The sequence below is a fragment of the Chitinophaga sp. LS1 genome, from assembly GCF_034274695.1.
Lineage (GTDB): Bacteria > Bacteroidota > Bacteroidia > Chitinophagales > Chitinophagaceae > Chitinophaga.
This window is the reverse complement of the sequence record NZ_CP128362.1, coordinates 6239048-6258749: the sequence shown is the minus strand read 5'-3', so window position 1 is coordinate 6258749 and position 19702 is coordinate 6239048. Positions and strand designations below refer to the sequence as shown.

Here is a 19702-nt window from a genome sequence, read left to right as displayed (position 1 = left end):
TACATGAAAGCAGGTATTCACCTGTTACGGACGCTCTTTTTCTTTACAGCGTCACTGATATGCCTTGTATCGGATGTAACAGCACAACAGTCGCCGGGCAACATTAAAGGCCTGATTACAGATACGGAAGGTAATGCCCTGCCGGGAGCTTCCGTGAAAATTAAAGGAACTACAAAAGGGGTGTCTACCGGTACCGCCGGCACCTTTGAGTTGCAAGGTGTGAAAGAGGGCTCCTATACTCTTCAGATCAACTATATGGGGTACGCCCCGATGGAAACAGAGGTGAAGGTAAAAGGTGGCAGCACAGTAGTGAAGGATATAAAGATGTCGTCAAATGTTCACAGCCTTTCCACGATCCAGGTATCGAGTGTAATGGAAGGCCAGCAGAAAGCGCTGAACCAGCAGCGGAATGCCGACAACATTAAGCAGGTAGTCTCTGCTGACGTGATGGGCCGTTTTCCTGATCTGAACGTGGCCGAATCTATGCAACGCCTGCCGGGTGTCACCATTGGCCGCAATACCAGTGGAGAGGGCGCCACAGTACAGCTGAGGGGTACGCCGGGGAACTTTACCAACATCAATGTAAATGGCGAGCAGATCATGGGCTCTTCTGAGGATGGTGAACGTAATGCTACCCTGGATCTCATCCCTGTCAATGTGCTTTCTTCCATGGAAGTGATCAAAACGCTCACCCCGGACCTGGACGGAGACGCTATCGCGGGGGTCGTGAATATGAAATCTCCTACCGCCATCTCACTTAAACCCAGGCTTGCCCTTGATGCAGGACTTGGCTACAACCAACTGAGAAGTAAATCCAATGGGATTGGCAACATTTCGTACGGCCAGCGTTTCTTCCAGAACGAGAACAATCCAAACGGAAAGCTTGGCGTGATACTCACTGGCAGCTATTACCGCACTACTAACGGTTATGATGAAGTAAATGCACAGGTATGGGAGCTAAAGGACTTCGGAGATGGGAAAGACTCTATCTATTTCCCTACTGATATCAGGTATCTCTACACGGAAAATCAGCGAACAAGGGTAGGAGCTTCTGCTACTATCGACTATAACTTTTCTCCGGTAACTAACCTTGTGCTGAACGTGATGTACAGCGACAGGGATAATAACATGACGAGATACAGGAAACGTACTCGCATGCAGACAAAGAATACCTCTGTTGATGCAGACGGCAATTATGTGACCAGTAAGGGTCGCTCATACAACGAAATAAAAGATGCATCAGAAGATAATGGGAACCTGAATTTTAATCTCCAGGGTGAAACCCAGATCGGAAGAGTAAAGCTGGATGGAGGTGCCTTCTATAGCATCTCTAAACTGAAAAGCAGGAACAACACATTTAACTTTATTACAGGAAATATACCTCTGACCATCAGTAAACTGAACGAAGATTATCTGATGGCTACAGGTACTGACTGGCGGAATGATGCTTCCCTTTTTACCTACAACACCATTGAACGTGATTACTTTAATATTGAAGGCAAAAATTTTGTTGCTAAAATCAATGCCACTGTGCCCTATAAAATAGGTAACAACTCCGCCATTTTTAAAGCAGGCGTGAAGGTGAAGTCCATGCACAATAAGCGGTATAAGCTGCCCAATACTCTGGTAGCTAACTTTAGCGGAGATGCCGCAGATGGTAAGCTCACTAACTTCGCCGGCTTGACTAATGTTGATGATGAGCTGCTGGACGGAAATTTTGACTTTGGTCTGGGTGTCGATAAAACCTCCACCATCAACTACTTTAACAAGCATTACGCTGCCAACGATGGCACCTTTACCACTGATGAATCCAGTACACGAGTAAGCAAAGACGCATATTTTTATGATGCAGTAGAAACCATAACAGCAGGATATCTCATGAACCGGATCCAGTTCAACCGGTTCATGTTACTGGGCGGCCTTCGTGTAGAACGCACAGACGTAAACTACAAAGGCAACATCATTACCCAGGACGAGGATGAACAGTGGGCTTCCACCACCCTGGCAAAGAAGACAAACAGCTATGTGCGGTTTCTGCCTAACATCCAGGGTAAATATGATCTTACAAAGTCATCTCTGATTCGTGGTGGTGTGACCTTTGGCTATTCCCGTCCGAATTTCGCAGACCTCGTGCCTGGCCGTATCATCAATATCCTCAGCGAAACCGTGACCGATGGTAATCCTGAGCTGAAGCCGGCATTCTCTACCAATGTAGACCTGATGGCAGAAAAATACCTGTCTAACCTGGGTATCCTTTCCGGGGGCATCTTCTATAAGAAGATCGACAAGTTCCAATACAACAGCGTGATCAACCTGGACGGAGATGAATTTGAGGGGGCAGATCAATATACAGGCTGGAGATATTACCAGACGCTGAATGGTAACTCTGCTAATGTATACGGACTGGAGTTGAATGCACAGGCAAATATGACCTTCCTGCCAGGATTCCTGAAAGGATTCACCATTTTCGCTAACTATACTTACAGCCACTCTGATGCTGATGCACAGTTCCGTAAGAACCTGCGTCTGCCTGGTCAGGCCACACACAGTGCCAACGGCTCTCTGGCATATTCTTTAAAGGGGTTCACTATCCAGGGTAATCTTAACTACAACGGATCTTACGTCGTAAGCCTGGGTGATGATGCGGATAAAGATGTGATCAGGGATGCACGTGTGCAGGTGGATGCCAATGCATCTTACCAACTCAGCAAATACTTTACTGTATACGTGGAGGCACAAAATCTTACAAATGCCCCCCAGCGCTCTTATTTCGGTAACAAGCAGCGCATTTACGAAAAGCAATTTTATTCCTATTGGGGACGTGCCGGTCTCAAATTCAGATTTTAAACAAGGTGGAAAAATAAAATAAGCATGACAGCAATTACAGCAGGACAGTTAGCCGTTAATATTTATGAAAATCGTCAGGCGCTTGGACAAGCTGCAGCTACGATGGCCGCACAGCAGATAAAAGAGCTGTTGCAGCAGCAGCCTGTAGTCAATATCATCTTTGCCGCAGCCGGTTCGCAACTGGAGTTTCTGGCTGCTTTGATCAGGGAAGACCTCGAATGGAACAGGGTTCAGGCATTTCATATGGACGAATACACGGGTCTGCCGGATGGACATCCACAGCTGTTCAGTAATTTCCTGAGAGAAAGGATTTTCGGCAAAGTGTCGTTTAAAAATATTTTTTACATTAACGGACAGGCCACTGACATTCATATTGAATGTAGCAGGTATGCGGCTTTGCTGAAAACGAATCCTGTAGATATCACCTTCATGGGCATTGGTGAAAATGCCCACCTGGCCTTTAACGATCCGCATGTGGCTTTGTTTAACGACAGCAAGCTGGTGAAAATAGTAGACCTGGACGATGCCTGCAAGCAGCAGCAGGTAAACGAAGGTTGCTTTCCACAAGCCGCTGATGTACCTCCATATGCTTATACACTCACCATTCCTGCTCTGCTCAACGCGAAGTATATTTATTGTATGGTGCCAGGAGCAACAAAGGCACAGGCCGTATATCATACACTAAAAAATGATATCTCAGAAAAATACCCTTCAACCATCTTAAGGAAACATGAAAACACAATCATGTTCCTTGACAAGGAAAGTGCCGCACTGATCATCTAAATCCAACTTTATGCATCCGTTACATCCGCCTACAGCTGAGGAGATTACAAAGCAGAGTTGGCGAAGACTTTCCGTCAGGATATCAAACCGCTTGAAATCATCCAGCCGCAAGGTCCCAGCTTTATGGTAAATGGTTATGAGGTGAGTTGGCAAAACCAAATAAGTTAAATTATAAGTCATGAGAAATTATCGCTGGGTCATTTGCAGCATGCTGTTTTTTGCAACCACAATCAATTACCTGGACAGGCAGGTAGTCGGCTATCTGAAACCCATACTTGAAAAGCAATTTAACTGGACAGAAACTGACTATAGCCATATTGTAATGGCTTTTACCGCTTCCTATGCCATCGGACTGCTAGTATTCGGCCGCATTATCGATAAGATTGGCAGCAAGATGGGATATACCATCTCCATCGCAGTATGGAGCCTGGCAGCCATTTTACATGCCGTAGTAAAATCTACACTTGGATTTGGTATAATCAGGGCATTCCTGGGCCTTGGAGAATCCGGTAACTTCCCGTCTGCTATTAAAACTGTCGTAGAATGGTTTCCTAAACAGGAAAGAGCCATGGCAACGGGAATCTTTGATTCCGGCTCCAATATCGGTGCAGTAGCAGCACCGCTGATTATTCCCTGGTTGCTGGGAACCTTTGGCTGGCAGGCTGCATTTATCATTACCGGTAGCCTGGGAGGCTTATGGCTCATTGGCTGGGTGCTTATCTACGACAAACCAGAAAATCATAAAAAAGTATCTGCAGCCGAACTGGCGCTGATAAAAAGCGATAACGAGCCTTTGGTGAATGGGACCGTGTCGTGGAGCTGGTTATTTGGCCTGAAGCAGACCTGGGTATTCATCATCGGAAAGTTTTTTACTGACCCGATCTGGTACTTTTTTATGTACTGGCTGCCGTCATATTTTTCCAGTGCTTTTCATCTGGACCTGAAGAAACCTTCTCCTCCGCTGATCATCATATATACTGCAGCTACCCTGGGTGCGCTGGGAGGTGGTTACCTTTCTTCCTTCCTCATTAAAAGAGGCTGGCCGGTGTATAAGGCCCGTAAGATGGCCCTCCTGATATCTGCACTTGTGGTATTGCCAATCTTTGCTTCCCGTTATACTGAGAACATCTGGATAGTAGTAAGTCTCATTAGTCTTTCCATCGCAGGGAATGCTGCCTGGAGCGCCAATATCTATACGGTGGTATCCGACATTTTGCCCTCGGGAGCAGTCAGCTCCGTAATAGGCATAGGCGGCATGGCGGGAGCCATAGGCGGCGTGCTTTTCCCAATTGCTATAGGATTAGTATTGGACCATTACAAGGCCTTAAACCAAATCAAAGCCGGCTACAATATTATTTTCATTTACTGCAGCCTATCTTTCCTGTTGGCCTGGTTGCTGATCCATTTTTTATTACCTAAGATGACGCCTGTTACTAAGGTCTCATAAAACAAATCCAAAGGAGCTATCATTATTATCACTGTTTTGGGCCAGATGCTTATCGCTTTGAGGGAACCAGGAAATGTAGTTGTAAGCCGATAAGACAGGATTATTTGGATGATGTAGTATGGGAACAACAGGTAGTGCAACTGGAAAATCCTTCCCTTATACAGAGAGAAATTGAGAAGCGGGTAGAGAAGGCAAAGAAAACAAGCCCGTTGCTGGTTCAGAAAGCTGCTATCCTGAAACAAAGGGCAAAACAGGGACAATCAATAAATAAAATGAGTTACTGACTCTACAAATAAAGTTACATTAAGCCAAATTATTAAATTTTTTTCCCATTACGATTAAAACTTTTCCTTTTTGCGTAAATGCTTACGCCTTTGTGTGGGTTAGTTTTGCGGGCCAAAACCAAGGACATATAAACTGGACCTTTTATGAACCAAAACGTCACCCGTTACACTTTTACCACAACGCTGCTTTTTACACTACTACTTAGTTCCCTTTGGAACATCGCCAAAGCTGACGAGTTCCTCTCCGCTATAAGGGGGAAAGTTATAACTTCCGATGGTCAGCCTGCCCCTTACGTAACCGTACAGGTCAAAGGTACCGGGAGAGGAATTGTAACAGATCAAAATGGAGAATTCATTTTCAAAAAGATAAAACCTGGTACATATACATTGCAGGTTTCCCTGATCGGATACGAATCCGTAGAGCAGACGGTAACTGTAGAAGAGGATAAGGTCGCTCATGCAACCATCCAGCTCAGTGCTACCAACCAGCAAATGAAAGAGGTGGTAATCGTGGGCGATGGAAACAAATACAAGGTAGATGCGCCATCTACCTCCCTCCGAATTGCTACCCCTATCAAAGATGTGCCGCAAAGCATCGAAGTACTTACCCATGAAGTATTGCAGGATCAGCAGATCTTTGATATGCAGGAAGATGTATCCAGGAATATCTCTGGCGCTATGCGAATCGGTCACTGGGATATTTATACAAAAATTCAGGCCCGTGGCTCTCAGCTCTCTGCTTTCAGAAATGGTATGAACGTAGTAAGTAGCCCATGGAGCCCGCTTACCGAAGACATGAGCATGGTAGACCGTATCGAAATTGTGAAAGGTCCTGCGGGCTTTATGCTTTCCAGCGGGGAACCTTCCGGTTTCTATAACGTAGTGACCAAGAAGCCTACTGGTTTAAGTAATAATAATGAAATTGCCCTGACCGTAGGTAGTTTCAATACTTACCGTGGTACGTTGGATCTGGATGGCAAGCTCTCCAAAAACGGCCGTCTGCTGTACCGCCTGAATGTAATGGGTACACAGCGTGATTCCTGGCGTAATTATGAATTCAATAACCGTTACTCTATTGCACCGGTATTGAAATACCTGATTGACGACAGGACATCGGTAACATTGGAATATAACCGTCAGTTTGTGCAGGAGCAGGTAATTGGCAGCAACTATGCCTTTTCCCGCAAAGGGTATGCTGATCTGCCTATCAACTTCACCACTGCCGATCCGAAACTGGATCCTACTAAGATCACAGATCAGAGTCTGACGGGTACTTTCGAGCACAACTTCAACAACAACTGGAAATTTACCGCACAGTTGGCCTACCTGCAATATGACCAGAGAGGTCAGAGCATGTGGCCTTCTTATTTCTCTTCTTTCAATGATAGTCTTTTGCAAAGGAATATCGGCATCTGGGATGCATTGGCCATCAACCGTACCGGCCAGTTCTTTGTAAATGGTAAATTTAAAACCGGTCCTGTGACCCACACCGTACTAGGTGGTCTGGATATGAAACGTAGCCAGTACTGGGCTGACTGGAATCAATCACAGTCCCTGGGTGATACTACCTTCAACATTTATAAACCAACTTACAGCAACGTAACACAGCCTACCTGGGATCGTTCTCAAAACATCCGTGTAAGAGGTGTGGAATACGACTATGGTTATACCACGGAATACCTGCAGGATGAACTGGGTTTCCTGAACAATACCCTGCGACTGACAATTGCCGGCCGCTATACTACCAATATCTACAATAACCCTTACTCCACTACTAAAAATGAAAGTAAGTTCACTCCACGTGTAGGTGTAAGTTACTCTGTAATCAGTAGTCTGAGTGCTTACTTCGTGTACGATGAAGTGTTTATGCAGAATGGTGGTACTGATTGGGAAGGTAAAACTTTCAAACCACTCACCGGTTCTAACCTGGAACTTGGTGTGAAGAAAGAGTGGTTCGGCGGTCGCCTTAGCACCAACGTAGCTATCTACCAGATCGTAAAGAACAATGTTCTGGCTACAGATCTGGAACATGAATCACCTACCGCTGGTTTCATCTATAGCCGTACTAACGGACAGCAGAAAATAAAAGGTGTGGAAGTGGATGTAAAGGGTGAGCTGGCGCGTGGTCTGAGCGTAGTGGCCAACTATGCTTACACCGATGGTCAGGTCACTAAAGACTCTTATGCCAGCCTGGTGGGTAACTACATCTCCGGTACAGCGAAGCATATCCAGAATAGCTGGGTTACTTACCGTGTGCCAGCAGGTGTGCTGAATGGTCTGCGCATCTTTGCCGGTTACCAGTGGCAGATAGGTCGGATTGCTGGTCAGGTATATGATAAGTCTGAAAACTTCCTGCCAGATTACTTCAGACTGGATGGTGGTGTTGGTTACAACATCAACAAATTCAGCTTTAACGTGAATGTAAATAATGTACTGAATAAATACCTGTACACAGGAGCACCTTCTTACGACAATAACGGCAACCATATTTATTACTGGCAGGCCGAAGCCGGAAGAAATTTACGCGTGTCTACAAGTTATCGTTTCTAAGAATAATTTTCAATGACTAAGGTGTGCAATGGCACGCCTTAGTCTTCTATTTAAAGCAAACTTATGACCTTTAAACAGATCACTGGCAAATTACATTTATGGCTCGGGCTTTGTTCCGGGCTTGTTGTTTTAATACTGGGCATCACCGGTTGTTTGTATGCTTTTATTGAAGAGATAAAACCGCTGGCCTATCATAACCGCATGTATGTCACCGTTCCGCCCAATGCAGTTCGTTTGCCTCTGGCCACTTTACAGGCCAATGCACAAAAGGCTATCGGTGCAGATAAACCATTGCAGGTAGCGGAGGTGTTGACAGCACCGGATCGTACGGTCTATTTCCGTACAGTGAAGGTGAACGAAAAGAAGATCTTTTACAACGGTTACCTCGAATATTTTTACAAGGTATACGTGAACCCCTATACGGGAGCAGTTGTAAAAGTAGAAAATACGAAATGGGAATTCTTTAACCTGGTTATTACCCTTCATGTCAACCTGTTTATGGGGCCTGTAGTAGGGGATAAGATCATTTCGTGGAGTGTGGTAATTTTCGTCGTGATGCTCATCTCAGGACTTATACTCTGGTGGCCGAAGAACAAGAGTGCCATGAAACAACGGGTATGGTTCAAATGGAAGAAGGATACCAAGTGGAAGCGCAAGAACTACGACCTGCACAACATTGCCGGTTTTTATGCCATGTTCATCTTACTGGTGATTGCGCTGACAGGTCTTGTATGGAGTTTTGAATGGTTTAATAAAGCTGTTCAATGGACAGCCAATGGTGGCAAAACTGTGGCGGAGTTGCCTGCAGTTACCTCTGACACACTTGACCTTCGCCCATATTCCATGGATAGAATTTTACATACAGCCCTGCAACAGGATCCTGCTGCCACCTCTCTGTTCGTGACTATACCTAAAAATAATAAAGCGGCGGTTTCCGTATATGCCCGGAACGCCCGCAGGCCTTACTTTACCAGTACCAGTACATTCTATGACCAGCATAGTGGTAAACTGCTGAGAAGAAGTGAATTCAGTACCCGGAACAATGGAGAAAAGGTGCTCTCATTTAACTATGATTTGCATGTGGGCAGCATATTAGGTCTGCCCGGAAAAATGCTGGCATTCTTTGCCTCCCTCATTGCTGCTTCTCTGCCCGTGACCGGTGTATATATCTGGTGGGGCAGAAAAAATAAAAAGACGACAAAAAATAAAAAACAGGCATCACGCAAACCAGTAGTCAGCGTACCTGTGTAAACTACTTATTATTATGATTTTTGTTAACTTATACCCTTACTATTAAGGGCGGCACTGCTGTATACAGACTATTTTCCCGTCATATCTTTATCGGTTCAATAAGGTCATTATTTAACGTAACCAAAATAATGAACAAGACAGACACAATCCGTATCCTACTGGCGGATGCACAGCCTGTATATAGAGAAGGGATCAGAAGTCTGCTCGTTAATCAGGAGAACCCTTATGTAATACAGGAAGCGGGGAACACAGACGAGTTCAAACACGTGTTACAAACATACTATCCTGATATATTGATCCTCGATTATAACCCGGCATTCTTCAGTCCCGATGTAGTAAGCGCTGTGCCCGCCCTGATTCCCTCGTGTAAAGTAATCATTATCTCCAGTCAGCAGACGAAAGCGCACATACTTCGCTCACTGGAACTGAATGTATACTGCTATCTCACTAAAGAATGTGAAAAGCAGGAATTGCAGGAAGCCATTACCGGCGCTTTGCAGGGGCGAAAAAAATATGCACCGTTTATTGTAGATCTACTACTGGATGATAGACGCAATACCTCTTTTAGTACTACTATCCTGACTGGTAAAGAGACTGCTATCATTCAGCAGATTGCCTCAGGCAAAGCCAACAAAGAGATTGCCGCAGCTTTAAATTTAAGTCCGCACACGGTACATACACATAGAAAGAATATAATGAAAAAATTGAATGTCCATTCGGCAGTCGGGCTTGCAAGTTTTGCAATAGAGAATGGTCTCGTTACATAATTTGTGGGCCACAGGATACCACCCCGTAAGGAGGGTGTAAATAAATGAAACTCCTACGAATCGCATAAAATGGAATCTGGCTCCATCCGGTATCCGAATTAAAGAGGGTGTACTCTAACTTTTGAGTCCACTCTCTTTTTTGTGAGATGATATACCCTTCATAGGGTAGAGTGTTACCATTTGTGTCTACCCTCTTTTTACCCTGAACAGGCGATTGTCATTCTATTATGGTATACCTAGTTTTACATCAATGAAAAACTGCCCTTAACCCATCAACAATTACTATTTTATGAATACTGAAAAGGTTTACGACTTCGCGGCTATCGGTGCAGGTCCCTTCAATATCAGCCTCGCTGCTATGACACAACCGATTAAAGCACTTAATGGCATTTTTCTGGATCAGCGCGAAGGTTTCAACTGGCACCCTGGCATGCTGCTCCAGGACACAACATTACAAGTCCCTTTTATGGCGGATCTTGTCACCATGGCAGATCCTACCAGTCCGTTCAGTTTCCTGAACTACCTGAAAGTAGAAGGACGTATCTATTCTTTTTACATCAGGGAGAATTTTAAAATACTGCGCCATGAGTATAACAAGTACTGCCAATGGGCGGTGAAAAAGTTAGATAATCTGCATTGGAACACAAGGGTAGATGATATTGTATGGGATGATAACAGACAGCACTATACGCTTACCTGCAATAACGGAGTTATTCAAGCAAAAAGGTTGGTGTTGGGTACCGGCACTGTTCCGTATGTACCTGTTATGTGCAGGGAGCATATGAAAAATGCCATCCATTCATCTTCCTATCTTGAAAATAAAAATAGCTTACAAAGTAAGCGTAGTATTACAATTGTAGGCAGTGGACAGAGTGCTGCGGAGATCTATTATGATCTGTTGGGAGATATTGACACCTATGGATACCAATTGCATTGGATCACCCGTTCTCCCCGGTTTTTCCCGCTTGAATACAGTAAGCTTACACTGGAAATGACCTCTCCTGAATACGTCGATTACTTTCATGCATTGCCGATGGAAAAGAGAGACCAGCTGAGCCGCAACCAGCGGCATTTGTACAAAGGGATTAATAACGATCTCATTGGCAATATCTTCGATCTGCTGTATACAAAAAGACTCCAACACGAGATTACCGTATCACTACGTACAAATTCCGCGTTGAAGAAGGTCGCTTATGATGATGGCTTCACACTGGACTTTTATCAGGAAGAAGTGGAAAAGCATTACAGGCATCATACAGAAGGCCTGATTCTATGCACTGGTTATCACTACAGCATGCCGGCTTTCTTAAATAATATCAAAGATAGGATCGCCTTTGATGAAAAAGGCCGGTTCGATGTAAACCGTAACTACAGTATTGGGCAAAATATCTATGTACAAAATGCCGAGTTGCATACCCATGGACTATCTACACCAGATCTGGGGATGGGCTGTTACCGCAATGCCATCCTGATCCGCGAGATGACCGGTAAGGACTACTATGCGATAGAGCAGCGAATTGCCTTCCAGCAATTTATGGTTACCGATGAAGAACAAATCTTACAAAACATACCCGAACTGATTTAAGTATGAAGGTGAGGAATTTCCTGATCATCATGACGCTGGTGGCGGTGGTGAGTGACTATTTATTGCATCCTTTTTACCCTCATTTCTTCAAATCCCAGTTTGGGATCACTGATCCGAAAGCTGTGGGTTTTTATTTCAGTACGGTATGTGCGACAGTGATGATCGCATTCCCTATGTGGGCATGGATTTCAAAAGGTAAGTCGGAACTGCGTATTCTCGTATACACACAGCTGGTAGCTGGTGCATTGGCCGCCAGTTGTTTCTTTATCACGAACTATGTACACTTCTGGATCGTTTCCTTATCGATTATCGTCTTTAAAGGAAGCTACCTGTTGGTGTATCCTTTTATCCTGCGCATTACAAAGAAAGAAGAACATACCAATATCATCGGACTGCTTGCTGTGATCATTCATTGTGGCAGTGTACTCGGTGCGGTGTTTGGAGGTATGGTGATCGACTGGCTGTCACCGGCATGGATTTTTATAGGCATGGCAGCAGGTGATCTTATACAGGCCGGTATGAGTTTTTATTTGCTGCAAACCTCTGGCTCCGATGAAGTGCCGCCAGTGGAAAATCCACAAAAGATTAAAACCAGTATCTGGCCACAAGGCATGGTATTGAAACTAGGGATTATTACAATGATTCTTTATTTCAGTGATTTCATCATCCGGCCATTTTTTGTGCGGTACTGGGAGAGCGTTACAAATAGTAATAGTACAATTTTGTCAGGCACAGTATACGCCATGCCAGCCGTGGTGGCTATGATTGGCCTCTATGTAAATAAGAAACGGCAGGGGCAGCGCAATGTATACCAGGGTATTATCTCTGCATTGTTGTTTGGACTGGCAGGTTTGTTATTACAGGGGTATCCGTTGGCAGGCGCTGTATTTATTGGTCGCTGTATTTATGGCTGGTCTTTCTTTCAGGCGGCCGTCCGCTTCGATGCATTGCTCTTTCATGTGAGCGATCCTGTAGCGTATGCTATTGAATATAGCAAGATCCATTTCTTTCAGAATATGGGCGTGTTGATAGCCAGCACAATGGCTGGGGTACTGGTAGATCAGTTTAGTCTGCGCATGCCCTTTATGGTAGCCCTTTCAGGGTTCGCCGTTGTAACCGCCCTTTATTATCATGTAATCAGAACACAGACTACCCAAACGTCAAAATTGATAGTATGAAACAAGCCGCACATGTAGTTTCCAATTTACAACCCCTGTTATGGGCTCGTGCCAACCAGTTGCACGTATGTAAGATCATTAGTGAGTTTGCTCATGAGCTCTTGCTTGCACCCATTTTGCAATATGAAGAGAAAGGATGGGGGCATTATAATTTGATAAGTGAAGATATCGTTTATAGTTTTCGTGCCAGGATACTGAGCCTGCAGCACTGGTATATAGACAAAGATTCGCTGAAGAAATTCAGGAACGGTGAACAAGTAGCTTTAGACAGTCTGCACTTTATACTGGAATTCAAAGACCTGTTGAATATCTCTACAGAACAATTGCCTAGTTATCTTGAGGAGATCACCAGTACTTTATACGGCAGTACATATATGATGGCCAATCATACACTGAGTGCAGCAGATCTGGTCAATGCAGATTACCAGACAATCGAACACGCCATGTCCAGCGGGCATCCCTGCTTTGTAGCTAATAATGGCCGCATCGGATTTGATGCGGCAGATTACAAGGCCTATGCGCCGGAAGCAGATGCAAAAATCCGGCTGATCTGGTTAGCAGGACATAAGAGCCGTGCTGCCTATGCTGCGGTAGATAGCCTGCCTTACCAGTTATTAATGGAAAAAGAACTAGGCGAACGTACGCTGGAGACTTTCAACAAAGTCCTGAAAGAGAAAGGCGTAGACCCTGCTGATTACTTTTTTATTCCCGTACACCCATGGCAGTGGTACAATAAATTAGCAATTGTATTTGCACCTGATATCGCTAATAACTTACTTGTTTGTCTGGGTGAAGGACCGGATGATTTCAGTGCACAACAATCCATTCGTACCTTTTATAATCTTAGTCATCCGGATAAGCATTATACCAAGACCGCCATTGGCGTGCTCAATATGGGGTTTGTAAGAGGGCTTACCCCATATTACATGGATAGTACGCCACCTATTACAGAGTGGATTAAGTCAGCCATTGCCGGAGATCCTTATATTCAAAAATTAGGGTTTACATTATTATGTGAAGTAGCAACAGTCGGTTACCGCAACTTCTATTATGAGCCATTTGGAAAAATGAGTTCTTATAATAAAATGCTGGCTGCTCTGTGGCGTGAAAGCCCGGCCACTGTGTTACAACCGGGTCAAAGACTCATGACAATGGCTGGATTACTACATATCGATTTCAATGGTAACTCCTTATTACACGAGTTGATCAAAGCAGCTGGTCTCTCTACAACAGACTGGTTAAGAAAGTACTTGCAGAGTTATCTCACGCCTTTGTTGCATTGTTTCTATGAGCATGACCTGGTATTCATGCCACATGGAGAGAACCTGATATTGGTATTGGAAAACCATGTACCTGTCAAGGCCATCATGAAAGACATCACAGAGGAGATAGGGGTATTTAGTTACAAAGAAGAGATCCCTGAAAAGGGTAGAAGGATCTGTGTGGAAGTGCCGGAAGAGTTACGTGCATTGAGTATCCTCACCGATGTGTTTGATTGTTTCTTCCGTTTTGTGGCGCAGATACTGGTAGAACATTGTGACTATGCAGAAGATAAATTCTGGCAGCTGGTGGCAGCTACCATTCATGCATATCAGGAAGAACATCCGGAACATGCAGAGAAGTTTGAACAGTATGACCTGTTTGCAGAAGAATTCATTTTGTCTTGTCTGAACAGACTGCAATTAAGAAATAATAAGCAAATGGTAGATCTGGCCGATCCGGCGGGTAGTTTGCAGTTGGCCGGTATGTTAAAGAATCCGGTAGCTGTATTCAAAAAAGCAAATGCCTCCCTGTTGAATGTATGATGACGAAAGGTGAAATGATTACGGATATCATCCGTAATCGCAGGAGTATTTTTGCGGATTATTATATAGATAAGCCTGTTCCCAAACCGGTTATAGAAGAAGTATTGACAAATGCCATTTGGGCGCCAAATTATAAAATGACCCAGCCCTGGCGGTTTATTGTATTGCAGGGCGCACAGCTGATACAGTTCGGATCGTATCTGGCGGATTACTACAGCGCACAGTATGAACGGTTATTACATTATCCTGCCAGAGCAGGTTGTGTGATCGTGATCATCATGAAGCGGAGTACGAAAGTAATCATAGAAGAGTGGGAAGAACTGGCAGCGGTGGCCTGTGCCGTACAGAACATGGCGCTGACCTGCACCGCCTATGATATAGGTGGATATTGGGATAGCTGCACTGCCTGTATAGAATATGCCGCGCGATTTGAACTGGCACCGAATGAAAGATGCCTGGGATTTTTTTACATGGGTTATTATGATATGGCCGAATATACTTCCAGTAAACGGCGGACAGGGATTGAGAAAAAAGTGACCTGGTTAACATGAATACATATCTCCCCATCTTACTTGGAAAACTACAAGGCGTTTTTGGCTATGTGGTCCTTGGCCTTGTCGTTGTAGAATGGCTCTTACTGGTCATCAGTAAAAAAATGGAAAGCAACAGAGAAGGCTGGGTGAATGTATTATCCTATGTATTAGATAGCATTCCTTATTTCTTCCTGGGCAAGGTGGTGATCTTTGGCACTATGATGTGGTTGTACCAATATAGGATCACCACACTGAGCGATGCCTGGTACATATGGATCTTCACTTATCTGGTGTATGATTTTATGTTTTGGCTGGTACACCTGTTGGGCCATCAGGTACGCTTCTTCTGGTGCATACATGGTGTGCACCATACGGCTGAAGAAATGAAACTGACGGTGGCTGTGCGGGGTTCCTTCCTGGGATTCCTGCATATCCCACTCACGATTATCTGGCTACCCATTTTAGGTTTTGATCCATTCATGATATTTATCTGTGAGTCTATTGCCAGACTATATGGTTTGTATGAACATGTCAATGATCACTTTGACCGCTTTGTCGGGAAACAACGATTCCTTGAATTCCTGTTTATCACACCATCCGTACACAGGGTACATCATGCTAAAAATTATATCTACCTGGATCGCAATTATGGTGAGACCTTTTCCATATGGGATAAATTATTTCGTACGTTTCAGACAGAACTGGATGATATAAAACCAGTGTATGGCATCCTGAGTGAAAAGATTAACCCCAAAAGCCTCTGGCAGGTACAACTACTACTCTGGCGGGATCTATGGATGGATATCCGGTCCGCACCCCGTCTTATTGATAAAATACGCTATGTCCTCAAACCTCCGGGATGGAATCATATAGACGGTGGCAAAATGGCTGCTGCATACAGGGATGAAGCCTGGAAGGAATATCAATATCCACTTTCTAAAAAGAAAAAATATGGAACCCAATACAGCGAACATACCATTGATGGAACCCATGCATGATGTGTTGCTCTCCGTAACACGTGCCTATCCGCCAATGGCCCCACTCATCATAGACATTACACCACGAGAACGCGCTGCGCTGACAAAACTGGGCGATATGCTGGCATTGGCATTTGGCAGTTATGAAAATCCGGCATTCATCGCAGAGTTGCATTTACATGCATTTCAGTTATTGCCGGAAAGGATTTCACGTATCCTCTGCAGTTTCGGTACTGACTTCTCGGCTTCCCAATATGGGGCGATTGTACTGAGAGGGTTGGTGAATGTAGATCAGGATCAGCTGGGTCCTACACCGCCTTCTTATAAACAGATGGATTATACGAAGATCAATCGTTATGGTTTTATCTGTGCTTTGTTGCATGGAGCGGTACCTTCCAAGCCTGTACAGTACTATGCCCAGCGTAAGGGAGGCGGATTATTGCATGCGATCATTCCTGATGAGAAAATGAATTTTACACAGACAGGGTCCGGGTCAAGAACGGATCTGTTTGTGCATACGGAAGATGCTTTTCTCTTTAATGCGGCGGATTTTTTGAGCTTTTTGTTTTTGAGGAATGAAGAGAATGTACCGAGTTCCTTGTATAGTATTCGCTCGCATGGATTGCTGGGAGAGGAGATGGATGCATTGTTCCAATCTATTTATAAATGTCCGAAGGATGCGAATTATGATGCTGATGTGGCGAAGGGAGAAGAAGTGACTACCCCTGTTTTGTATGGAAACAGGGAGAATCCTTTCATTCGCTTTGATGCGGCAGAACAAATTTATAATGAATCGGCTGGGCAGACCCCGGAGGCAATGGCTTACCTGAAGCATTTCTGGGAGGAAGCGCGGAAGCTGATATACAATGATTATATACCAGAGTCAGGTGATCTCATTTTTGTGAACAATCATTTGTGTGCCCATGGCAGAAATGCATTTGTGGCGGGATATCGGAAAGAGAATGATATGATGGTAAAGTGTGAGCGGCGAATGATGTTGAGAATGATGAGTAAGACCAGTCTCATTGGCATCAGGGGAGTAACACATGCGGACGATCCTTATTTAATAATGGAAGAACATTATGGCAGTCTATTTAAATAAATCAAACATGAATCAACCAACCCTGGTTGCTGCACCTGTAAAGGATCTCTTTTATGAGGGGGCAGCGGCGGAATACAATGCTGCTATCACGGCTGCTGCAGAGCGGGTGACGGCTTTTCTGGAAAACAATAAGCGACCATTTAGCGGGATAAAGCCCGCGGCTTTGCTGGCGCAGTTCAGGGAAGTGGATTTTGATACCCCGCTTCCTGATTATGAGCGTTTGTTTGAAGAGGTGGATCGGTTGTATATACAGCATGCCACGGCCTTTCATTTGCCTAAGTATATTGCACACCTGAATTGTCCGGTAGTAATACCGGCCCTGGCGGCAGAGGTGATTATCAGTGCGATCAATAGTAGCCAGGATACCTACGATCAGAGTGCGGGTGGAACATTTATGGAGAGGAAACTGATTGATTGGACGGGTGCGCAGATCGGGTATGATGAACAGTGTGATGGCGTGTTTACAGCTGGTGGGTCCCAGAGTAATATGATGGGGTTGTTGCTGGCGAGGGATTATTATGCGCTGAACTTCCTGCATCATAATATTAAGCTGGATGGGCATCCGGTAGAAGCCAACCGGTTCAGGATATTTGTGTCGGAGAAGGCACATTTTAGTAATCAGAAGAATGCTTCGCTGATGGGGTTGGGAGAGCAGGCGGTGATAAAAGTGGCGACTGATGAACGATTCAGGATGGATATGGGTGCGCTGGAAGCAGCGATTCAAAAAGAAAAAGAATTGGGGAATATTCCAATAGCAGTGATAGCGACGGCAGGTACCACGGATTTCGGAAATGTAGATCCGTTATCGGGTATAGCGGGAGTGGCAAAGCGGAATCAGTTGTGGTATCATGTGGATGCGGCTTATGGTTGTGGATTGTTATTGACGGATAAGTATCGTTATTTGTTGGATGGGATTGAGTTGGCGGATTCGGTGACGATTGATTATCATAAGTCGTTTTTTCAGCCGATCAGTTCGAGCGCATTTATAGTGAAAAACAGGGTACACCTGAATATTATCAGGCATCATGCAGATTATCTGAATCCGAAGGAGCAGGATTATGATGCACTGCCTGCACAGATCAATAAATCGGTGACGCAGAGTACCAGGCGGTTTGATGCATTGAAGTTATGGTTTACTTTGAGGCTTATGGGTAGGCAGCAGTTGGGTGCGTATACGGATACGATTATAGAAACGGCAGAAGAGGCGGCTTGTTTGATAGAGGAGCAGGAGGATTTTCAGTTGTTGAGTCATAGTGATTTGGGGGTGTTGGTATTTAGGTATTATCCGGCTGGCTTAAATGTATCGCCCTGTGAATTGAATAAAAAGATAAAAGAGCGGTTGTTTTTTAGCGGGGAAGTATTGATAGCGAGTACGAAAGTTGATGGACGGTTTTATCTGAAGTTTACTATTTTGAATCCTTTGACTACGATTGAGGATATCAAAGAGATATTAAAAGCAATCAGAGACATTTGATATATTATACCGCCCCCTTTTGTAGGGGGCGGTATAGAAATTATAGATGCTTGGGATAGTTTAATAATTTTACACTATATATCTTAAACCCTTGTTGATCCTGAATATAATTCGCCGCAAAACCAACTGTAACTTTAGTTTCTTCAGTCAGCGTAAACGTAATCTTGGGATCACTGAACAGCGTATACTGAATCGTTGTATTCCCGCTTATATCCCCATAATCCGGAATCGTATCCAACCCCGGCGCTACTACAATATAAGTCGGATCCTTTGTTCCCTGCCAATCCAGATCAGATACATCTAAAGTATACGTACCCGCTGGCAGCGCACTACCCGTAGTCTGCCAGATCTTGCCATTATGAATAGCCGGAGATCCCCAGCCACTTTCCATATCTATGGTGCCTCCTTCATCTGTTGCATACCCACCATACCCGTCATGGCTTTTTGCCGCCGTATTGGCAATCCAGTCCGTCAGCGTACCCCAGCGGCCACCGGAATGAAGACCGGCTATTGTGAATGGGGTAGAGGTATTCTTCAGATATTGGGAAGAGATATCTTTGGATGGGCCAATGACCAGCGCATCTACATCTACAATTACAATTGTTACCGCGGCATTGGAAGCAACTTCATACTGTCCCGTACTTTTCAGTCTTACTGCCAGTGCGAGCTTCTTACCCTCGTAATCAGATGATTTTAACTGATTGATATCGAGTGATAGAAAAAAGGTTCCCTCACTTTTTCCGGCAGGAACACTGACAGAAGATGGAAGGGTATAGAGTAAATCAGGCATTAGTAGGGTATTCGCATCCAGGATATTGTTGAACTTTAAGAGATCAATAGTATCAGCATCGGTTATAACATTGACAGTAAAACCTGCTGGTTTGAGCGTACTTGCCTGCGCAACACCCAGGATGATATTGAGTTTATTGGTAGTCGCATCAATGGTGTAATTATAGGTGGAAGAATCCGTACCAGTTGGCACAGGATAGTTCGCACTGATACCACCAGAGATATTGAGCGCCTGTGGCATGTAAATATTAGGAATGCCATAACTGTCGGCATCCTTTTTACAAGCCCAGAGCGATAAAAGAAATATGATGATGATTGATTGTTTCATAG

At 44.5% G+C, this 19702-nt stretch carries 15 protein-coding genes; 14 read left to right on the top strand and 1 reads right to left on the bottom strand.

The genetic code is table 11. From position 1 onward, the window contains the following. The first annotated feature begins 3 nt into the window (after window positions 1-3). From QQL36_RS25675 to QQL36_RS25610, 14 genes are all read left to right on the top strand, one after another. A complete protein-coding gene (locus QQL36_RS25675; RefSeq protein WP_321567219.1) occupies window positions 4-2847 on the top strand; it encodes a TonB-dependent receptor in 2844 nt (947 codons plus the stop codon). 24 nt (window positions 2848-2871) lie between these two features. Next, a complete protein-coding gene (locus QQL36_RS25670; RefSeq protein WP_321567218.1) occupies window positions 2872-3630 on the top strand; it encodes a 6-phosphogluconolactonase in 759 nt (252 codons plus the stop codon). Window positions 3631-3808: 178 nt separating this feature from the next. Then, on the top strand, window positions 3809-5077 hold the full coding sequence (locus tag QQL36_RS25665) for an MFS transporter (protein WP_321567217.1): 1269 nt from the start codon (window positions 3809-3811) through the stop codon (window positions 5075-5077). A gap of 104 nt (window positions 5078-5181) precedes the next feature. After that, window positions 5182-5361, top strand: coding sequence for a hypothetical protein (locus tag QQL36_RS35775; RefSeq protein ID WP_083726445.1), 180 nt, complete (start codon window positions 5182-5184; stop codon window positions 5359-5361). Window positions 5362-5505: 144 nt separating this feature from the next. Continuing rightward, the gene (locus QQL36_RS25655; protein WP_321567216.1) at window positions 5506-7911 is read left to right on the top strand and encodes a TonB-dependent siderophore receptor; all 2406 of its coding nucleotides are present in this window, start codon (window positions 5506-5508) and stop codon (window positions 7909-7911) included. A gap of 63 nt (window positions 7912-7974) precedes the next feature. Beyond that, complete coding sequence (locus QQL36_RS25650; RefSeq protein ID WP_321567215.1) at window positions 7975-9162, top strand: PepSY-associated TM helix domain-containing protein; 1188 nt, start codon at window positions 7975-7977, stop codon at window positions 9160-9162. 128 nt (window positions 9163-9290) lie between these two features. Continuing rightward, window positions 9291-9929, top strand: a complete 639-nt coding sequence (locus QQL36_RS25645) for a response regulator transcription factor (RefSeq protein ID WP_083726451.1) — start codon at window positions 9291-9293, stop codon at window positions 9927-9929. A 289-nt stretch (window positions 9930-10218) separates the two neighbouring features. Then, window positions 10219-11514: a lysine N(6)-hydroxylase/L-ornithine N(5)-oxygenase family protein gene (locus QQL36_RS25640; protein ID WP_321567214.1), complete on the top strand. Its 1296-nt coding sequence runs from the start codon at window positions 10219-10221 to the stop codon at window positions 11512-11514. 2 nt (window positions 11515-11516) lie between these two features. Continuing rightward, window positions 11517-12692, top strand: coding sequence for an MFS transporter (locus tag QQL36_RS25635; protein ID WP_321567213.1), 1176 nt, complete (start codon window positions 11517-11519; stop codon window positions 12690-12692). Next, window positions 12689-14497 (top strand): IucA/IucC family protein, encoded by a 1809-nt coding sequence (locus QQL36_RS25630; RefSeq protein WP_083726455.1) that lies wholly within the window; start codon window positions 12689-12691, stop codon window positions 14495-14497. The genes QQL36_RS25635 and QQL36_RS25630 overlap by 4 nt, the downstream gene beginning before the upstream one ends. Beyond that, complete coding sequence (locus QQL36_RS25625; RefSeq protein WP_083726457.1) at window positions 14494-15048, top strand: nitroreductase; 555 nt, start codon at window positions 14494-14496, stop codon at window positions 15046-15048. The genes QQL36_RS25630 and QQL36_RS25625 overlap by 4 nt, the downstream gene beginning before the upstream one ends. Beyond that, entirely contained in the window at window positions 15045-16028 is a 984-nt protein-coding gene (locus QQL36_RS25620; RefSeq protein ID WP_321567212.1) for a sterol desaturase family protein, read from the top strand. Before QQL36_RS25625 ends, QQL36_RS25620 begins: the two co-directional genes overlap by 4 nt. Next, window positions 15982-17109, top strand: a complete 1128-nt coding sequence (locus QQL36_RS25615) for a taurine catabolism dioxygenase TauD (RefSeq protein ID WP_321567211.1) — start codon at window positions 15982-15984, stop codon at window positions 17107-17109. Before QQL36_RS25620 ends, QQL36_RS25615 begins: the two co-directional genes overlap by 47 nt. Before the next feature lie 7 nt (window positions 17110-17116). Beyond that, complete coding sequence (locus QQL36_RS25610; protein WP_321567210.1) at window positions 17117-18583, top strand: aspartate aminotransferase family protein; 1467 nt, start codon at window positions 17117-17119, stop codon at window positions 18581-18583. A 40-nt stretch (window positions 18584-18623) separates the two neighbouring features. Here QQL36_RS25610 and QQL36_RS25605 read toward each other — a convergent pair whose 3' ends face one another. Beyond that, window positions 18624-19700, bottom strand: coding sequence for a DUF5013 domain-containing protein (locus QQL36_RS25605; protein ID WP_083730392.1), 1077 nt, complete (start codon window positions 19698-19700; stop codon window positions 18624-18626). Window positions 19701-19702: the final 2 nt, after the last annotated feature.